Origin of the sequence: Kushneria phosphatilytica (assembly GCF_008247605.1) — a bacterium.
GTDB lineage: Bacteria > Pseudomonadota > Gammaproteobacteria > Pseudomonadales > Halomonadaceae > Kushneria > Kushneria phosphatilytica.
The window spans coordinates 148695-165236 of the sequence record NZ_CP043420.1 but is presented as its reverse complement, the minus strand read 5'-3'; the positions used below and the strand labels follow the sequence as shown (position 1 = coordinate 165236).

Here is a 16542-nt window from a genome sequence, read left to right as displayed (position 1 = left end):
CAGCCTCCTCACGACCGGGGACAATAGCGGCTGTCACCGGCTATTGACCCGAAGATGGCCCACGCACGCCGGTGACCAGGTCATCCGGGCGAATATATTCTCGCCAGGCCTGCTGTATCGCCTGCGGCGTCAGCTCGAGGTAGTGTTTCGCAGCCCGGGTACTGGCATCGAGCGGCTTGCCGTTGAGCGACAGCGACAACAGCTGACCACCGATCGCGCCGTAGCTCGATTCGTTCAGCGGCATCTGCCGCAGCAGGGTACCCTTGGCGCGATGCAACTCATCGGCGGAGACCGGCGCGTTCTGCATCCGTTTCAGATTCTGCAGAATCAGCGAACGTGCCTGTTCGACCTTGTCCGGATCGCTGCCGTAGTTCACCTCGAAGCTGCCGCGCCGGGCCTGCAGGCCAAAGCTTGAGCCGACCCCATACACCAGACCGCGCTGTTCACGCAGGGCACGATGCAGACGCGAGGAGAAATCGCCGCTGAGAATCTGATTGCCCAGATAGAGCGCGAATCGAGCCGGGCTGTCACGAGTGACGTCGACCATTTCCGCCAGGCTAACGCTGGCCTGCCGGGCCGAACTGTCCGGGGTATGAAAACGCGATGCCTTGTTGAGCGGTACGGCAGGATATTCGGTTTCGGGTTTGGCTCCGCTGGCCTGCCAATTGCCAAAGTGCTGCTCGATTACCTTGCGGGCGTGCTCGGGTGTGATATCACCGACCACCACGATGGTGGTCATGTCGGGACGATACGCCTTGTGGAAATAGTCGCGCACGTTTTCAAGCGTCAGCCCGCGAATCGACTCGGGCGTCATGTGGCGCAACGCCGGATCGTTCTTCGGCAACAATGCCTGCTGCATCGCCTGCCCATTGAGAAAGTCCGGGCTATTGAGATACCCCGGCAGCGACGAGGCATTCTGCTGCTTGAGAATCGAGAACGCCCGCTTTGAGAAGTTCGGATGTTGCTCATGCTCGGCCAGCAGCTTCACGCCCTGCTCGAAATGCTGTTTCGCGACCGACAGCGAAAAGCTCGAACCGGCACTCTCATCGGCGCCGATGGCATCCAGGCGACGCTGCAGCTCAAGCCGGTCATGCTTTGCGCTGCCGTACTGATAGAGGCCATCGAGCAGCTCGGCGACCCCAGCCTTGCCGGCGCCTGCCTGAAGGTCAGCATTGGTATCGATACCGCCGATCAGGGTCAGCCGCTGGCTGGCGTGCTCGGGCTGCACGATCAGCCGGATGCCGTTGGACAGATGCATGTCGGTAGGGTCAAGCGTGGAGACCGGAATATCCAGCTTCGCAAAAGCCTGGCTGGCCCACTGCGGCAGCTCTACGGCTTCATCAGGCGGGGTGCCAAACTGCTCGGGTTGTCCGTATCCCTGCTTTGCCACGGGTTCGCCGGATTGCTTCGGCGTCAGGGTGGCCACGATGGCCTGATCGGGGTTGAGCACGCGACGGGCAAGTGTATCCACCTGCTCAGGCGTTACCGCCTGAATGCGTGCAATCAGTTTTTCCGGTGAGTCGACGCCCTGCTCGACCAGCGCCTGCGACCAGGCCCCGGCCAGTCCGGAGATCGAGTTGCGTCGCGATTCGATGGCCGCAATCGCCTGGCGCTTGGCCGCTTCGACCAGCGCAGGATCAATCCCATCGCTGGCAAACTGCCGAATGATGTCGCGCATGCGCTGGCGGATCGGTGCCGGATCACCACCGGCCGAAAAGGCGCCATAAGCCATGGCCAGCCCGGCATGCGGCATCAGCCGGCCGCCCATGCCACCGGCCAGCGCAGTACCATTGAACCCCATTGCTGCCAGGGCACCACGCTGCGAGCCAAGCGCATCCAGCATGATCTTCGCCGTGGCGAACTCGTCACTGCGCAATCCCGGCAGTCGCCAGGCCATATAGATCGCGCCGTAGGGATTGTTGGTCGAAAGCTCGAGCGATCGGCCCTTGACCGGCGAGAATCCGAATTCGGGGCGTTCGGGCAGCGGTTTGCGTGGAATATCGCCGAACAGCGATTTCACTTTCGACAATGTCTGCTCGGGATCGACATCGCCGGCGATCACCAGCACGGCATTATTGGGCACATACCAGCTGTGATAGAACGCCCGCAGCTGCGCCACCGTGGTGTTGTCGAACGACTCGCGGGTACCCAGAGGCGTATGGGCGTAGGGCGTGCCCCGGAAGAGCTCGTCCACCAGCTGGGTATAGAAACGAAAGGAAGGATTGGAGAGATCGCCCGACACCTCCTGCTCGATCGCCCCGCGCTCCTGCTGCCAGTCCTCGGCATCCAGATCCAGGCCCTGCATGCGCGCCGCCTCGATGTGCAGCGCAACATCGAGATCGTTGCTGGGCACGGTAAAGTGATACTGGGTCATGTCCTGAGCGGTAAAGGCATTCATGCTACCGCCCATGCTGGCCGAAATGGCCGAGAGCTGATCCTTCGACAGCCCGGGGCTGCCACGAAACATCATGTGTTCGGTGGCATGCGCCATGCCGGGAAAGCCCTCGGGCGCTTCGCTGGAGCCCACCCGATAGTTCATCTGAGTGGTCACGACCGGCGCCAGGTCGCTGTGTACCACGACCACCTTCAGGCCATTATCCAGCGTGCTGCGCAGCACGTCGTGGGTGTCATCGGCCAGCGCGGGTGTCGCCAGGACAACACCAAGGGCGAGCCACAAGGCGCTGAGCGCGCCGCGTCCCAAACGTGTCATGCCATCCTTCCGTTATCCGATGCGCCGCCAGGCGCGAGAACCATGCCAAAGAACGACGCCGGCGCGGGGCCGGCGTCCTGTCAGCGGGTATGTTCGCTGGGTTGCGGGAGTGCCGGTAGCGAGCGATCCAGCAGTTCCACACTCTTGCGATAGTAGAACTGACTTTTACTGTGCTCACCGAGATTGGCATAGAGCCGCGCCAGTTCGGCGCAGACCTCACCGCTGGGGCGCTGGCGATGACTGGCCTCGAAGTACTCCTGGGCCTTGCCCCAGTAGGCGTTGCGCAGTGACAGACGACCCAGTGTCATCAGCAGTTCCGGATCATTGGGCCGCTCCTGCAGCCACTTCTCGGCGGTCACCAGTTGACGATTGGGATCGACCTCGAGCGTCCCGTAGTGGTGAATCAGCCGGGTATCCCAGTGCGATTTCAGCGACTGACGCAACAGCCGTTCGGCCTGAGCGCTGTCACCGGCACGCTGCAGCGCGCCGACATAGATCAGGATCAGCTCGACATCACCGGTCAGGTGATCGGGCAGATCACTCCACAGCGTGCGCACGCGCTCAAGTTCATTGTCGCTCTGGCTCGCCTGACGCATCAGTGCTCGATAGGTGCGACGTTCAAGATCGGCGCGCTCATCCTCTCCTACCAGCCGATGCCGTTCGAGTCTCGGCAACAGGCGACGAATGCCTTCCCAGTCGCCAACGCCAAGATAGGCCTGCTTGAGCAGTTTGAGCACCTGGGGATGCTCGGGCAGTTGCTGTTCCAGCCGTGTCAGGGTGGCCAACGCCTGCTCATGCTGCTGTCGATCGAGCATCAGCTGAGCCTGGACCAGGCTGACGGCACTGTCGGCATTTTCGGTACTGCCATGCGCCTGGCGCAGCAGCGCTTCGGACTGTTCGTAGCGCCCCTGATAATGAGCCGCCAGTGCGGCAGAGAGATAGTTGACCAGCGGTGTGGAAGAATCGCGAGCTGCCCGGGTCAGGGCCTTCTCTGCCCGTTTCCAGCGTCCTTCTGCCAGTGCCACCAGGCCCTGCACTGTGCGGCGCATCGCCTGGCTGTTGCGATTCTGTGCATTCCAGCGCCGCATGCGACTAATCGGCCGACGCAGGCGCCACAGGGCACGCAGAACGAAGTGGAAGACCAGGAACAGCGCGAACAGCAGCAGCAGACCGAACCAGAACGAGGTCTGTACCGACGTATCGCCGACCCGAATCAACCAGTAACCCGGGACCGACAGCATCAGCTGACCCAGCAGGGCGCCGCCTGCCAGGCCGATGACGATGAACAGGATCAGCTTTCTCATGCCGCATCCCCCTGCGCACTGCCTCCTTGCTGTTCACGGTCCGTGCGCTGTTCGCGGAACTGGCGCAGGGCATTGAGCGAGCCGCTGATATCCGGCAGCTCCGGTCGGATATTGCGTCCGGCCAGCTGATCAAGCTGCTCAAGTACACTCTGCGTAGTGCTGTCATCGGTCTTGAAGTAGGACCGGATCAGCTCTTCGGCGCGCGAGATGCTCTGCCGATAGACTTTTTCGTTCTGCTTGAGCAGACCAAGCTGCGCCTGTTCCAGCAGCAGGCGAATATTCTCGCGCAGATATCCTTCCTGATCAGGTGTGATCAGCGCCTGCAACGGCTCATCATGACGTCGCACCGTAACCAGATCCTTGAGCTGACTGCCCAGACGAGTGAGCTGACTGCGCCAGTCACCGCTGAAGGTCGACTCATCGGCAGGCTCGGCCGAGAGCGCTTTCACTTCCTGCGAGAGCGGCATTTCGGCCAGGCGGTCCTGCAGGGCACCAAAGCTTAGAAACAGTCCGGTACGATCAATATCGGGCACCCCATTCAGTGACGACAGCTCACTGCTGAGTGCGCGTCGCACCGGTGTCAGGGCAGGGTTATCAATCTCGCGCAGTCGGTCATCGGCGGCCGACAGCAGTGATTTTGCCCCACTGACGTCACGCTCCAGCTGCAGCCGCTGATTGGCCATGCGCAACAGATACTCGATCTCGGCATAGACCCACTGCCGGCTGTCCTGTTGCTGCTGTTGCCGGCTGGAAAGCTCCTTGAGCACCCGCTGCAGGGTATTGTCGGTTTCAGACAGACGATCCTGAAGCTGACCAATGCGCTGCTGACGCCCGTCGAGCTGCTGCTGTGACTGCTGAGCGGTCTGTGCCAGCGAGTCCATCCGATTCTGCAACTGGCTGATGGTCTGGCGCTGCTCATTGAGAGACGACACACCCCAGATGATCGCGCCAACCAGCAATAGCAGGATGACGACCAGCAGCCCGATCATTACCGGTCGGCCCCCATTGCCCGATTTACCCGAGCCTGAGCCCTTGCCTCCCGAGCCCGAGCCACCGGCCGCTGTACGGTGCCCGGTCGCCCCACTTTCTTTTGGCGCTGTGCCTGATGTCTGTCCGGCAGCCGTCGTCGTCCCCTTGTCGGCCGACGAGGTCGTCTGCGTTGTCGTGCTGCCCGGCGCCCCGCTGTCACTGCCCTGGTGCCGTGAAGCAGCACCGGCCGCAGTGGTCTCTTCCGGCGCGGCGCCCGGGTGGCGCGAGGCAGCGCTACCGGCGGTTCGGCCTGTCGAGTCGGTGCTTTCCGAACCCGCGGCACCCTGGTCATTGCGCCCGGTCGGCGCCTTGTTCCCGTCGTTATCGTGTTCTTGACTGCTCATGTATCGCTAGCCCTTTCGTCATGATGAGAGGCGGGCGTCCCGCCCTGGGCGCCGGCCACCGCGGCAGCAAGGGTCGCCGGTGTCGCATCTCCGGCAATGCTGACACAGCTGAATCGGTATGTATGCGCCAGTGTAGCCAAACGTTCACTGGAGACGATCAACGGTCTGGAACGACTCGCATCAGTGCACCACTTCTGCAGATGCTCCAGCTGCTCGGCGCTGGTCACCAGCAGCGCCTGAAACCTTCCTGCGGCAAGACAGCGTCGTGCCTCATCGCGCGGCGGATGCAGAGTGCGCCGATAGAGTGCCAGACGCTCCACCCGGGCGCCCCGATCCGCCAGGGTCCGTTCGATAACGGTTCGACCGCCCTCGCCGGCGGCCAGCAGCACTCGCTGATGGGTCAGCGTCTGCAACTCCGGCATGGCCAGCAGTGCCTCACTGGCGCTACCACTGCCGCGGGGCGGCGCTCCTGCCTCGATGCCCAGCCGCTCTCCCAGCACTTCAGCCGTACTGGCACCGGTCGCCAGGAACCGTGGTCCGATCGGCAGTTGCGGCCAACGGTGCTCTATCGCCTCACTCAGGCACTCCGCGGCAAACGGACTGGTGCAGATCACCACGGCAAACTGGTCGAGATCGTACAGCAGCGAGCGCTCGGCAGGGGTCGGCGAGCAGGCTTCAAGCTGCATGATATCCAGCGAACGCACTGTGAAGGCGCGCTGTTCAAGTGCCTCGATCAGCGCCTGCGCCCGAGCCCCCGGGCGTGCAATCAGCACCGGGCACTCGGACGACAACGGCTCAGCGCGGAGGTCGCTCGTCGGCATAGACCGCCTCGAGAATACGTCCGGCCCCCCGGGAGAGCAGGTCTTCGGCCACCCGAACACCCAGCGCCTGTGGATCTTCTGCCGGCCCTCGCGCCTCGGCCCGGATGACCTCGGAGCCATCCGGCTCACCGACCAGCGCCCGTAGCCATAGCGTCTGTTGATTATCCTCGAGCACGGCATGACCGCCGATCGGCACCTGGCAACCGCCCTCGAGCCGGGTATTCATGGCTCGCTCGGCCAGCACCTGCAGGGTCGTGTCATGATCGGCCAGGGGCGCCACCAGCGCCCGTACTTCATCATCATCGGTCCGGCACTCGATGCCGAGTGCGCCCTGCCCGCAGGCGGGCAGCATGATCTCTACCGGAATGCGCTGAGTTATACGCTCGCTCATACCGAGACGTTCGAGTCCGGAAGTCGCCAGAATGATGGCATCGAACTGACCATCATCGAGTTTGCCCAGCCGGGTCTGCACGCTGCCACGCAGATTGACCACGACCAGATCGGGCCGATGGGCCCGCAGCTGTAGTGCCCGACGCAGGCTCGAAGTGCCCACGGTGGCCCCTTCCGGCAACGCTTCAACCCGCTCATGATGATTGGAGACGAAGGCATCGGTGGGCGCACCGCGGTCCAGGATGACTTCCAGCCCCAGCCCCTCGGGGAAGCTCATGGGTACATCCTTCATCGAGTGCACGGCGATATCGGCGATATCAGCCAGCATCGCTTCTTCCAGCTCCTTGACGAACAATCCCTTGCCACCGACCTTGGCCAGTGGTGTATCGAGGATTTTATCGCCACGGGTGGAAAGCCCTACCACTTCAACGGTCAACTCGGGATAGAGCGCTTCCAGACGTGCCCTGACATGCTCTGCCTGCCACAGCGCCAGCGGACTCTTGCGCGTCGCGATTCTCAACCGGGTACGTTGGCTCACGAGATCTCCAGCCGGGTCAAAACGGGGTCATGCAACTACCCACTGACGGGCATTACACCTACCTTCAGTATGACCGGCATGATAAAGCAGTGCCACGCCGGGCAAAACCGCTACCCACCTCGACCTTCCGCCAGTGGAGTCTGATACACTCGAATTCCCGACAGGCATGGCGCGGTGCCATGCCCGCTCCGATCCGATGTCAGGACGACCAGGCCCGATGACGCAGCACACCAATCAATCCTGGGGCGGACGCTTCAGCGAGCCCACCGACGCATTCGTCGCCGAATTCACGGCCTCGATCGGTTTTGATCAGAGGCTTTATCACCACGACATTCGCGGCTCGATCGCCCACGCCACCATGCTGGCGCAGGTTGGCGTACTCAAGCCGGAAGAGCGCGATGCCATCATCGATGGATTGCACGCCATCGAAGCCGATATCGAGCGCGGTGAGATCGAGTGGTCGGTCGAGCTGGAAGACATTCACATGAATATCGAAGCGCGTCTGACCGAGCGCATCGGTCCGGTCGGCAAGAAGCTGCATACCGGGCGTTCGCGCAACGATCAGATCGCCACCGATATCCGGCTCTATCTGAGAGATGAAATCGACACCATTGCGGCCGAGCTGACCCGGCTGCGTCAGGGGTTGATCGAACTGGCCGATCGCGAAGCCGAAACCATCATGCCCGGCTTTACCCACCTGCAGAGCGCCCAGCCGGTGACCTTCGGTCACCACCTGCTCGCCTGGCAGGAGATGATCGCCCGTGATCAGCAACGGCTGCTGGACTGCCGTGCCCGGGTCAACATACTGCCGCTGGGGGCTGCCGCGCTGGCGGGCACCAGTTATCCCATTGATCGTCATGTCACCGCCGAACTGCTCGGCTTTGCTCGTCCGGCCGAGAACTCCCTGGATGCGGTCAGCGATCGTGACTTCGCCATCGAGTTCACCGCCTTCGCCAGTCTTCTACTGATGCATCTGTCGCGCATGAGTGAAGAACTGGTGTTATGGACGAGTGCCCAGTTCAATTTCATTGAGCTGCCTGACCGCTTCTGCACCGGCTCATCAATCATGCCGCAGAAGAAGAACCCTGATGTCCCCGAGCTGGTCCGTGGCAAGACCGGGCGGGTCTATGGCCATCTGATGAGCCTGCTGACACTGATGAAGTCGCAGCCGCTGGCCTACAACAAGGACAATCAGGAAGACAAGGAACCGCTGTTTGATACTGTCGATACCGTGCGCGGTTGCCTGCGCGCCTTTGCCGACATGATACCGGCCATCGAGGCGCGCCACGACCATATGCGCGAAGCCGCGCGTCGCGGCTTTTCCACCGCCACGGATCTGGCGGACTATCTGGTACGGCGTGGTCTGGCCTTCCGCGATGCCCACGAAGTGGTCGGCCATGCTGTGGCCTTTGGTATCGAGCAGGGGCGCGATCTGGCCGAAATGAGCCTTGAAGAGCTGCGCCGCTTTTCCGATACCATTGGCGAGGACGTCTTCGAGGTGCTGACCCTGGAAGGGTCGGTCGCTGCGCGCAATCATATCGGCGGCACCGCACCGGATCAGGTACGCGCCAGCGCCCAGCGCGCCCGCGACAGCATCAGGGCGCTGCCGGCCCACGCACACTGGCATGTCTCTGCAGAGGACGCTCAATGATGTACCTTCGTCTTGTCCTGGGCGCCCTCGCCCTGCCCCTGGTGCTGGCCGGCTGTGGCCAGAAGGGTCCACTCTATCTGCCCTCCAACCAGCAGGCGCAGGAGAAGTACGACCCACAGCACGCCTACGAGTCGGAATCAGACGGCAACAACAAACCGTCGGATCAGCCACAGCACGCGCCGGATGAGAAGAGCGGCACGCCCCCTGGCGGTGCCATCGATGACAGTCACTCGCAGACGCCGACCATGCCTGATACCCAGTCGCCCGGCGCCCGGGATACCGGTGAACAATCGAGCGTACCCAATATCGGCAGCGGCGTTGGTACTACTACCAATCCGGTCGGCGGACCGGGAGGTACGCCCCAATGACATCACCGCACTTCGTTTACCGCCAGGGCGAGCTGTATGCCGAGGATGCGCCGCTGACTCGTGTCGCTGCACAGGTCGGCACGCCCTGTTACGTCTACTCGAAGGCCGCCTTTACCGAACACTACCGGGCCTATGCCCAGGCGCTGGCCGGCGGACCACATCTGGTCTGCTATGCCCTCAAGGCGAACTCGAACCTCGCTGTACTGGGACTGCTGGCGTCGCTCGGCGCAGGCTTTGACATCGTCTCGGTGGGCGAACTCGAACGTGTGCTGGCCGTCGGGGGCGACCCTGGCCGCATCGTTTTTTCCGGCGTGGGCAAGCGTGAAGATGAAATGCGCCGGGCCCTGGCCGTCGATATCAAGTGCTTCAATGTCGAATCCGAGGCCGAGCTTGAACAGCTCGCCCGGACGGCTCGATCGATGGGACGCACGGCTCGGGTCTCCCTTCGGGTCAACCCGGATGTCGATGCCGGCACCCACCCCTACATTTCTACCGGGCTCAAGGAGAACAAGTTCGGTATCGCCATTGCCGATGCCGAGCGGGTTTATCACTACGCCCGGGAACTGGCCGGCGTCGAACCGATCGGCATCGACTGCCACATCGGTTCGCAGCTGACCGAACTCTCCCCTTTCATGGATGCGCTCGATCGCCTGCTCGAACTTCATGATCGTCTTGCCGCAGCGGGAATCGTCATTCGTCACCTCGATCTCGGTGGGGGTCTGGGCGTCGATTATCAGGGCGAAACGCCGCCATCGCCGGGCGAATATATTGCGGCCCTGCGCCAGCGGATCGGTGAGCGCCCCCTCGAACTGATTCTCGAGCCTGGCCGTTCGATCGCCGCCAATGCCGGGCTTATGCTAACCCGCGTCATGTATCTCAAGCCCGGCGAGCACCGCAGCTTTGCCATCGTCGATGGCGCCATGAACGATCTCATCCGCCCATCGCTCTATCAGGCCTGGCAGCGCATCACCGCAGTCTGCGAGCGACATGATGTCGAGACTCACCGCTGGGAGATCGTCGGGCCGGTCTGCGAATCGGGTGACTATCTCGGTCATGACCGACCACTGGCGATTGCCGCCGGCGATCTGCTGGCCGTGCATTCGGCTGGCGCCTACGGCTTCGTGATGGCTTCGAATTACAACACCCGTCCTCGCCCGCCGGAAGTAATGATCGACGGCAGCGAGATCCACGTAGTGCGCCAGCGTGAGCGGCTCGATGCGCTCTGGGCAGGTGAATCGCTGCTACCGGGAGCCACGCCGGCATGATGTTGCGCTTCACCAAGATGCACGGGCTGGGCAACGATTTCATGGTAATCGACCTGATCACCCAGCGGGCCCGTCTGACCCCGGAGCTGATCCAGCGCTGGGCGGATCGCCGCTTCGGTATCGGTTTCGATCAGCTGCTTACGGTCGAGCCACCCCGTGGCCCGGAGATGGACTTCCGGTATCGCATCTACAACGCCGATGGCGGTGAGGTCGAGAACTGCGGCAACGGCGCGCGCTGCTTCGCGCGTTTCGTGGTGGATCAGCAGCTGACCCGCAAGCGCGAGATACGGGTGGAAACCGCCGCCGGTCCTCTCACGCTGACACTGGCTGATGATGGCCGGGTACGGGTCGACATGGGCCAACCGCGCTTCGAGCCCGAGCGCATTCCGCTGAAGGCCACACAGGTCGCCACGGCCTACGAGTTCGAACTCAACGGTCAGCCGATCACTCTGGATGCCCTGTCGATGGGTAATCCCCATGCCGTGATCGATGTCGAGAATGTCGATACCGCCCCCGTGGCCACAATGGGGCCTGCCATCGAGGCGCATCCGCGCTTTCCGCACCGGGTCAACGTCGGTTTTCTGGAGGTCACTGATCGCCATCGGGCCAGGTTGCGTGTTTTCGAGCGCGGAGTTGGCGAAACCCTGGCCTGTGGCACCGGCGCTTGCGCCGCGGTTGTCAGCGGTATCAGGCGCGGTCTGCTCGATACGCCGGTCGATATCACGCTGCCCGGCGGAGCACTGACCATCGAGTGGGCGGGCGAACACAACGGGGCGCCAGCCGCGGTAATCATGACCGGGCCGGCCGAACGGGTCTTTGAGGGTCGAATCGAACTCTAGGCGCTTTTCAGCCAGCAAATAACGGGAGTGTCCATGAGTGACAAGGCCGAATTCGAGGCATTCGATGCCGAACAGGTTGCACGCTGGCTGAGCGCCCATCCCGATTTCTTTTATCACCGGGAGGCACTGCTCGAACGTCTGCGTCTTCCGCACCCGCACGCTCCGGGCACGATTTCACTGATCGAACGTCAGATGCTGACACTGCGACGCCGCTGCGAACGCAACGAACAGCAACTGGCGCACCTGCAACGCGACCATCAGCAGCTGCAGCAGCGCGAACGCGACTGCCACGAGCTGATGCTGGCCCTGCTCGAAGCAGATGGTCTGGATGCCCTGGCGCAGACCCTGGCCATTCAGCTCAGCGAACGTTTCGGTATTGCCGCCATGGCGTTATGGCTGCCCGCAGCGCCCGCAGCGCCGCTGCAGCCCCCTCTGCACCTGCTTGATGAGACGCGACGCACGCACTTCGAAACCGCCCTGGCCCGTGCTGACGCGTCTCCCATCGCCCTGAGCGAGACGGCCTGGCAATCCTGGTTGCCCGCTATCCGTTCACCCGGGCACGGTGGTGCCGCCCAGCCCATTCGTTTGGCACTGGGCGAGCGCTACGCTTACCTGATTCTGGCGGACACGCATGCCGATCGCCTGCAACGCGGCCCGCTTCGTCATCTGACCGGCTATCTGGGCGAGGTCATGACCCGGTTATTGCTGCGGGAGGCGGCATGACCCATCAGCTCTCCACGGCATGGCGAACGATCGCCGGGGACTACCTGGCCGGCCTGAAGCGCTCCCATAGCCCGGCGACAATCGCGGCCTATCAGCAGGATCTCGAGGCCTTTGCCCTTTTCCTCGAACGGCAGCAGCACCCACCGGAGCACTGGGTCGAGGTGAACCCGGCGCTGATGCGTCGCTTCATGGGCAGCGAACGCTCACGCGGCCTGGGGGCACGTTCGCTGGCACGTCGCCAGGCAGCGTTGCGCCGTTTCTGCGATGAACTGGTACAGCTCGGATGGCTCGACAACAACCCGGCACGGCTGCTGGAAACACCCAGAACACCCCGTCATTTACCACGCCCGGTAGATGTCGATCTGCTCACCCACTTTCTCGACACACCGCATGACGGTTCACCACTGGCCTGGCGCGACCAGGCCATGCTGGAGCTGTGTTACTCCTGTGGGCTGCGCCTGGCCGAGCTGGTGAGCATCGATCTCGTCGATCTCAATGGCCAACGACTGCGGGTCCGTGGCAAGGGTGATAAACCGCGTCAGTTGCCTGTGGGTCAACGTGCCCGCCAGGCCCTCGACGAATGGCTGAAGGTGCGCGCCAGTCTGGCACAGCCGCAGGAGCCGGCGCTGTTTGTCAGCCAGCGGGGCACTCGTCCGGGCCACCGCGCCATTCAGCTGCGCATGGCGCAGCTGGCGCGTCAGCGGGGCCTGCCCGAACACCTGCATCCACACCGCTTGCGTCACAGTTTCGCCAGCCACCTGCTGGAATCGAGTCAGGACCTGCGCGCCGTCCAGGAGCTGCTCGGCCATGTGCACCTTTCCACGACCCAGGTTTATACTCGCCTTGACTGGCAGCATCTGGCAGCGACCTATGACAGCGCCCATCCACGTGCACGACGCCGTCGCGAAGAGAACGAACATGATTGAGGCGCTCACCTTCGATCTCGACGACACCTTCTGGGATAACCGAACAGTGATGGCGCGGGTCGAGCAGAACCACTATGAGTGGCTGGACGCTCATATCGGTCATGCCGAATGCTTTCCACTCGAGGAGTATCAGCGTCGACGTGCCGAGCTTGCCCGACGCTACCCACTGCGCCGCGGAGACTTTACCTGGATTCGACGTGAATCGCTTTATGCCATGCTGAGTGATTTCGGCTTGTCGAGCGAATCAGCGCGGTACTGGACCGACGCCACCATGGAAGAGATGCTGCGTCTGCGTCATGAGGTCGACATTCATGTCGAAGTCCCCGATATGCTCACCGAGTTTCGACAACGCGGGCTGAAGATGGCGGCCATTACCAATGGCAATGCCGATATTCGCCGGCTGGGCCTGGCCGAGCATTTCGATCTCATCATCCCGGCCGGGGAATGGCTGGCACCCAAGCCTGATGCGCGCTGTTTTCTCGCCGCGCTGGCACATCTGGGCATCGGCGCACCGCGTCAGGCCATGCATGTTGGCGATTCATGGCGTGATGACGTTCTGCCGGCGCATCACCTCGGCATGCCGGTCGCCTGGATCGATGTCAAAAATGAAGGACACGACTGCCCCGCAGGCGTTTATCGACTTGCCCATGTACGCGAACTGCCCGCCCTGTTGGGATGGCTTGCAGAACACGCATGATATTCTGGCGCCCGGTTCGCCCTGAACGAAACTGAAGATTGCATGCCCGCAAAATGAAACTTCGCCGAAACCTTTCGACGTTGTTACAATCGGGGATGGGAATCATTCCATTGCTGCCGAAACGCCGGAAGAGCCGTAATGCGCCCCTTTGACCTTTTGACGCTGACCATCGTGTTGTGTGCGCTCGCCATCGTGATTGCCCGCCCGGGCCCCGAAGGAGGTGGCATCGTGTCCGATGTCATGACCGACATGCAGTTACGTTACCCGGAGTCTTCCAGTCAGCAGCCGCTGATGACGCTCAACGATGAAGCGCATGATAGCGTCGCTCGTCACGAGTCGGCCGGCTATGCGACCCGCCATGATCCCACTCGGCATCTCAACAGCGATATTCCCGGTGCCCTGCCCCGGCAGGGAAACGGTGGTATGGCGGGTGATGACGACGCTCCCGGACAACGGTGGCAATTTCCCGAGCAGAGCCAGCCGGCACTACTGAACTATCCGTCCTATACCCGCACCTACAGCTTTTAGATCTCGTCCGCTTCTGCGGGAAGTGTCAGCCAGTGAGTGAGCTGGTCGCTCAGGGTATCGATACCCTGACGCTTGTGGGCCGAAAAAAGCTGTACCGACACCAGATCCTCCCATTCGGTCAGCGCATTGCGTACCCGGGTCATGGCTGAGGCTGCAGCGCCCCGACCCAGCTTGTCGGCCTTGGTCAGCAGGATATGGATCGGCATATCGTTTTCATCCGCCCAACCCAGCATCATCTGATCGAATTCAGTCAACGGATGACGCACATCCATGACCAGTACGGTACCGGCGAGCGAGCGGCGTCGACGTAGATAGTCAGCCAGATGCGCCTGCCATTCGCGACGAACTGACTCGGGCACTTTTGCATACCCATAGCCCGGCAGATCGACCAGCCGCTGCTCACTGCCGCTACCCACCGAGAAAAAGTTGATCAGCTGGGTGCGTCCGGGGGTGCGCGACGTTCGCGCCAGTGAGTTCTGGCCGGTCAGGGTATTGAGCGCACTCGATTTGCCGGCATTGGAACGGCCTGCAAAGGCGACTTCACGCCCCTCATCAGCCGGACAGTTGGCCAGCGTGGGAGCGCTGGTCATAAAGCGCGTCACATGAAAGTTGAGACGAGAGTCATCCGGCATGACAGCTCCAGCAGGGCAAGGCGAGGGATTGATATCAGCGCGCCATTCTAGCATGCCTGTTACTGACAGCGGAGCAGGCTCGCCAGCGCTGGCCGTGAGCGGTAGGATCGAAGAACCGACCCATCAGGGAACCGGAGCCCGCTAAAGGGACTCAAACGATCACCTTTTCTTACAATGTTCGACTGCAGCAAGGAGCATTCTGCAATGCTGAAAGTGTCACGCTGGCAACCCCTGGCCCTGCTGGCCGGTCTGCTGTTCTCGGGACTGGCCATGGCCGCCGACTCGAATGACCCGGGCTATACCACGCTCGACGAGCCAACCCAGACCGAAGCACCGGATGGGAAGATCGCGGTCACCGAAGTCTTCTGGTATGGCTGCCCGCACTGCTACGATCTCGAACGCCCGATGGAAAAATGGGTAAGGCAACTGCCTGATGATGTCGCTTTCAATCGGGTACCGGCGCCACTGGGCAAGACCTGGGCCAAACATGCCGCGGCCTACTACACTGCAAAGGACCTGGGCATTCTCGACAAGACCCATCTGGCTTTCTTCGATGCCATCCACAAGCAGGGCAAACGAATGACCAGCGATGACGCCATTGCCGATTTCTACTCGAATTATGGCGTTGATCGACAGAAAGTCCTCGATACCCTGAATTCCTTCGGTGTCAAAAGCCAGCTCAATCAGGCCATGTCAAAGGTCAAATCCTGGCAGGTGATGGGAACGCCTACCATTGTGGTGGCCGGCAAGTACACAGTGACCCCACAAAGCGCTCAGGGCATCGATAACATGCTCGACGTGACAGACCGCCTGATCAGCAAGGTTCGCGAACAACGCAGCCATCAGAGCGATCAGTCCTCCAACTGAAGGCGTACGAAACGGGAGACCGGATGACCGGCCAGACCAGCGACAATCCGGGCATGATCCGCCTGTTGACCTTTAATCTTCAGGTAGGGATTCATACTCAGGCCTATCATCACTATCTGACCCGCAGCTGGCAGCATCTGCTGCCGCACCGCCGCCGCGGCTCAAGGCTGACCATGATCGGCGATACCCTGAAGGGGTTTGATCTGGTGGCCCTGCAGGAAGCCGATGGAGGCAGTTTTCGCTCGGGTAATGTCAATCAGGTTGAATATCTGGCCGAGCAGGCCGGTTTCCCGACACACTATCAGCAACTCAATCGCAACCTCGGGCGACTGGCTCAGCACAGCAATGGCCTGCTGAGCCGGCTCCCTCCGGGTCATATCACCAACCATCGTCTGCCGGGCCCACCCGGTCGTGGTGCCCTGCATGTTCGCTTTGGTGAAGGCTCGGATGCACTGCATATCTTCGTCGCTCATCTGGCACTCGGGATGCGCGCACGCAACATGCAGCTCGATTATCTGAGCGAGCTGGTCGACCCACTGCACCATGTTGTCGTCATGGGTGATCTCAACTGCACACTCGAGCAGCTTCATGCCCACAAGCGCTTCTGTCGGGCACTTGACCTGCGCCATACACCGACCATTCCGAGCTATCCCGCCTGGCAGCCCACGCGAGCGCTTGATCACATCCTGCTCTCTTCATCGCTGACGCCGCATAACCCTCAGGCACTGGCGCCCATGTTTTCCGATCACCTGCCACTGGCTGTTGACGTTCAGTTGCCCTCCTCCTGTGCCAAGGCCATCAGTATTACCTCACAGGGGCATACCCGCCGTCAGAGCAGCGGGCTCTAATCGCACGCACTCCGGTTTTCGGATATGAAAAACCGCCCCGTTGTTACCAACGGGGCGGCCTG

The 16542-nt window shown here is 62.1% G+C and carries 16 protein-coding genes; 10 read left to right on the top strand and 6 right to left on the bottom strand.

All coding sequences use genetic code 11. The features are described from left to right. Nucleotides 1–40 precede the first annotated feature (40 nt). From FY550_RS00775 to hemC, 5 genes are all read right to left on the bottom strand, one after another. Nucleotides 41–2710: a M16 family metallopeptidase gene (locus FY550_RS00775; protein ID WP_070980659.1), complete on the bottom strand. Its 2670-nt coding sequence runs from the start codon at nucleotides 2708–2710 to the stop codon at nucleotides 41–43. Between the two features lie 80 nt (nucleotides 2711–2790). Then, the gene (locus FY550_RS00770) at nucleotides 2791–4014 is read right to left on the bottom strand and encodes a heme biosynthesis protein HemY (RefSeq protein ID WP_070980656.1); all 1224 of its coding nucleotides are present in this window, start codon (nucleotides 4012–4014) and stop codon (nucleotides 2791–2793) included. Then, nucleotides 4011–5387 (bottom strand): uroporphyrinogen-III C-methyltransferase, encoded by a 1377-nt coding sequence (locus tag FY550_RS00765; RefSeq protein WP_233350243.1) that lies wholly within the window; start codon nucleotides 5385–5387, stop codon nucleotides 4011–4013. The genes FY550_RS00770 and FY550_RS00765 overlap by 4 nt, the downstream gene beginning before the upstream one ends. Further along, nucleotides 5384–6160 carry a uroporphyrinogen-III synthase gene (locus FY550_RS00760; protein ID WP_233350242.1) on the bottom strand — a complete coding sequence of 259 codons (777 nt, stop codon included), beginning with the start codon at nucleotides 6158–6160 and terminating at the stop codon, nucleotides 5384–5386. The genes FY550_RS00765 and FY550_RS00760 overlap by 4 nt, the downstream gene beginning before the upstream one ends. Nucleotides 6161–6182: 22 nt before the next feature. Further along, nucleotides 6183–7136 (bottom strand): hydroxymethylbilane synthase, encoded by a 954-nt coding sequence (gene hemC, locus FY550_RS00755; protein ID WP_070980651.1) that lies wholly within the window; start codon nucleotides 7134–7136, stop codon nucleotides 6183–6185. Nucleotides 7137–7353: 217 nt separating this feature from the next. On the opposite strand from hemC, the gene argH reads away from it, so the two are divergent. The 8 genes from argH (at nucleotide 7354) to FY550_RS00715 (ending at nucleotide 14133) form a co-directional block, all read left to right on the top strand. After that, a complete protein-coding gene (argH, locus tag FY550_RS00750; RefSeq protein WP_070980644.1) occupies nucleotides 7354–8787 on the top strand; it encodes an argininosuccinate lyase in 1434 nt (477 codons plus the stop codon). Beyond that, nucleotides 8784–9155 (top strand): LPS translocon maturation chaperone LptM, encoded by a 372-nt coding sequence (gene lptM / locus FY550_RS00745; RefSeq protein WP_233350241.1) that lies wholly within the window; start codon nucleotides 8784–8786, stop codon nucleotides 9153–9155. Before argH ends, lptM begins: the two co-directional genes overlap by 4 nt. Beyond that, complete coding sequence (gene lysA / locus FY550_RS00740; protein ID WP_070980638.1) at nucleotides 9152–10420, top strand: diaminopimelate decarboxylase; 1269 nt, start codon at nucleotides 9152–9154, stop codon at nucleotides 10418–10420. The genes lptM and lysA overlap by 4 nt, the downstream gene beginning before the upstream one ends. Beyond that, on the top strand, nucleotides 10417–11259 hold the full coding sequence (dapF, locus tag FY550_RS00735; RefSeq protein WP_070980636.1) for a diaminopimelate epimerase: 843 nt from the start codon (nucleotides 10417–10419) through the stop codon (nucleotides 11257–11259). Before lysA ends, dapF begins: the two co-directional genes overlap by 4 nt. 33 nt (nucleotides 11260–11292) lie before the next feature. Next, a complete protein-coding gene (locus FY550_RS00730) occupies nucleotides 11293–11982 on the top strand; it encodes a DUF484 family protein (protein ID WP_070980633.1) in 690 nt (229 codons plus the stop codon). Further along, nucleotides 11979–12908: a tyrosine recombinase XerC gene (locus FY550_RS00725; RefSeq protein WP_070980631.1), complete on the top strand. Its 930-nt coding sequence runs from the start codon at nucleotides 11979–11981 to the stop codon at nucleotides 12906–12908. Before FY550_RS00730 ends, FY550_RS00725 begins: the two co-directional genes overlap by 4 nt. Then, a complete protein-coding gene (locus FY550_RS00720) occupies nucleotides 12901–13605 on the top strand; it encodes an HAD family hydrolase (protein WP_070980629.1) in 705 nt (234 codons plus the stop codon). The genes FY550_RS00725 and FY550_RS00720 overlap by 8 nt, the downstream gene beginning before the upstream one ends. 138 nt (nucleotides 13606–13743) lie before the next feature. Further along, nucleotides 13744–14133: a hypothetical protein gene (locus FY550_RS00715; protein WP_070980627.1), complete on the top strand. Its 390-nt coding sequence runs from the start codon at nucleotides 13744–13746 to the stop codon at nucleotides 14131–14133. Here the strand turns inward: FY550_RS00715 and yihA are convergent. Next, nucleotides 14130–14765 (bottom strand): ribosome biogenesis GTP-binding protein YihA/YsxC, encoded by a 636-nt coding sequence (yihA, locus tag FY550_RS00710; protein ID WP_070980623.1) that lies wholly within the window; start codon nucleotides 14763–14765, stop codon nucleotides 14130–14132. The genes FY550_RS00715 and yihA overlap by 4 nt on opposite strands. Nucleotides 14766–14969: 204 nt before the next feature. Between yihA and FY550_RS00705 the strand changes: the two genes are divergently transcribed. Continuing rightward, complete coding sequence (locus tag FY550_RS00705) at nucleotides 14970–15632, top strand: thiol:disulfide interchange protein DsbA/DsbL (protein WP_070980621.1); 663 nt, start codon at nucleotides 14970–14972, stop codon at nucleotides 15630–15632. Nucleotides 15633–15655: 23 nt separating this feature from the next. Then, nucleotides 15656–16480, top strand: a complete 825-nt coding sequence (locus tag FY550_RS00700) for an endonuclease/exonuclease/phosphatase family protein (RefSeq protein ID WP_070980619.1) — start codon at nucleotides 15656–15658, stop codon at nucleotides 16478–16480. Nucleotides 16481–16542: the final 62 nt, after the last annotated feature.

Bases quoted from the DNA above. Each gene is read 5' to 3' on its own strand.
- lysA (WP_070980638.1), top strand. From the start codon at position 9,152: ATGACATCACCGCACTTCGTTTACCGCCAGGGCGAGCTGTATGCCGAG.
- FY550_RS00775 (WP_070980659.1), bottom strand. From the start codon at position 2,710: ATGACACGTTTGGGACGCGGCGCGCTCAGCGCCTTGTGGCTCGCCCTT.
- FY550_RS00700 (WP_070980619.1), top strand. From the start codon at position 15,656: ATGACCGGCCAGACCAGCGACAATCCGGGCATGATCCGCCTGTTGACC.
- FY550_RS00715 (WP_070980627.1), top strand. From the start codon at position 13,744: ATGCGCCCCTTTGACCTTTTGACGCTGACCATCGTGTTGTGTGCGCTC.
- FY550_RS00705 (WP_070980621.1), top strand. From the start codon at position 14,970: ATGCTGAAAGTGTCACGCTGGCAACCCCTGGCCCTGCTGGCCGGTCTG.
- FY550_RS00725 (WP_070980631.1), top strand. From the start codon at position 11,979: ATGACCCATCAGCTCTCCACGGCATGGCGAACGATCGCCGGGGACTAC.
- lptM (WP_233350241.1), top strand. From the start codon at position 8,784: ATGATGTACCTTCGTCTTGTCCTGGGCGCCCTCGCCCTGCCCCTGGTG.
- FY550_RS00720 (WP_070980629.1), top strand. From the start codon at position 12,901: ATGATTGAGGCGCTCACCTTCGATCTCGACGACACCTTCTGGGATAAC.
- FY550_RS00765 (WP_233350243.1), bottom strand. From the start codon at position 5,387: ATGAGCAGTCAAGAACACGATAACGACGGGAACAAGGCGCCGACCGGG.
- yihA (WP_070980623.1), bottom strand. From the start codon at position 14,765: ATGCCGGATGACTCTCGTCTCAACTTTCATGTGACGCGCTTTATGACC.
- dapF (WP_070980636.1), top strand. From the start codon at position 10,417: ATGATGTTGCGCTTCACCAAGATGCACGGGCTGGGCAACGATTTCATG.
- FY550_RS00770 (WP_070980656.1), bottom strand. From the start codon at position 4,014: ATGAGAAAGCTGATCCTGTTCATCGTCATCGGCCTGGCAGGCGGCGCC.
- FY550_RS00730 (WP_070980633.1), top strand. From the start codon at position 11,293: ATGAGTGACAAGGCCGAATTCGAGGCATTCGATGCCGAACAGGTTGCA.
- argH (WP_070980644.1), top strand. From the start codon at position 7,354: ATGACGCAGCACACCAATCAATCCTGGGGCGGACGCTTCAGCGAGCCC.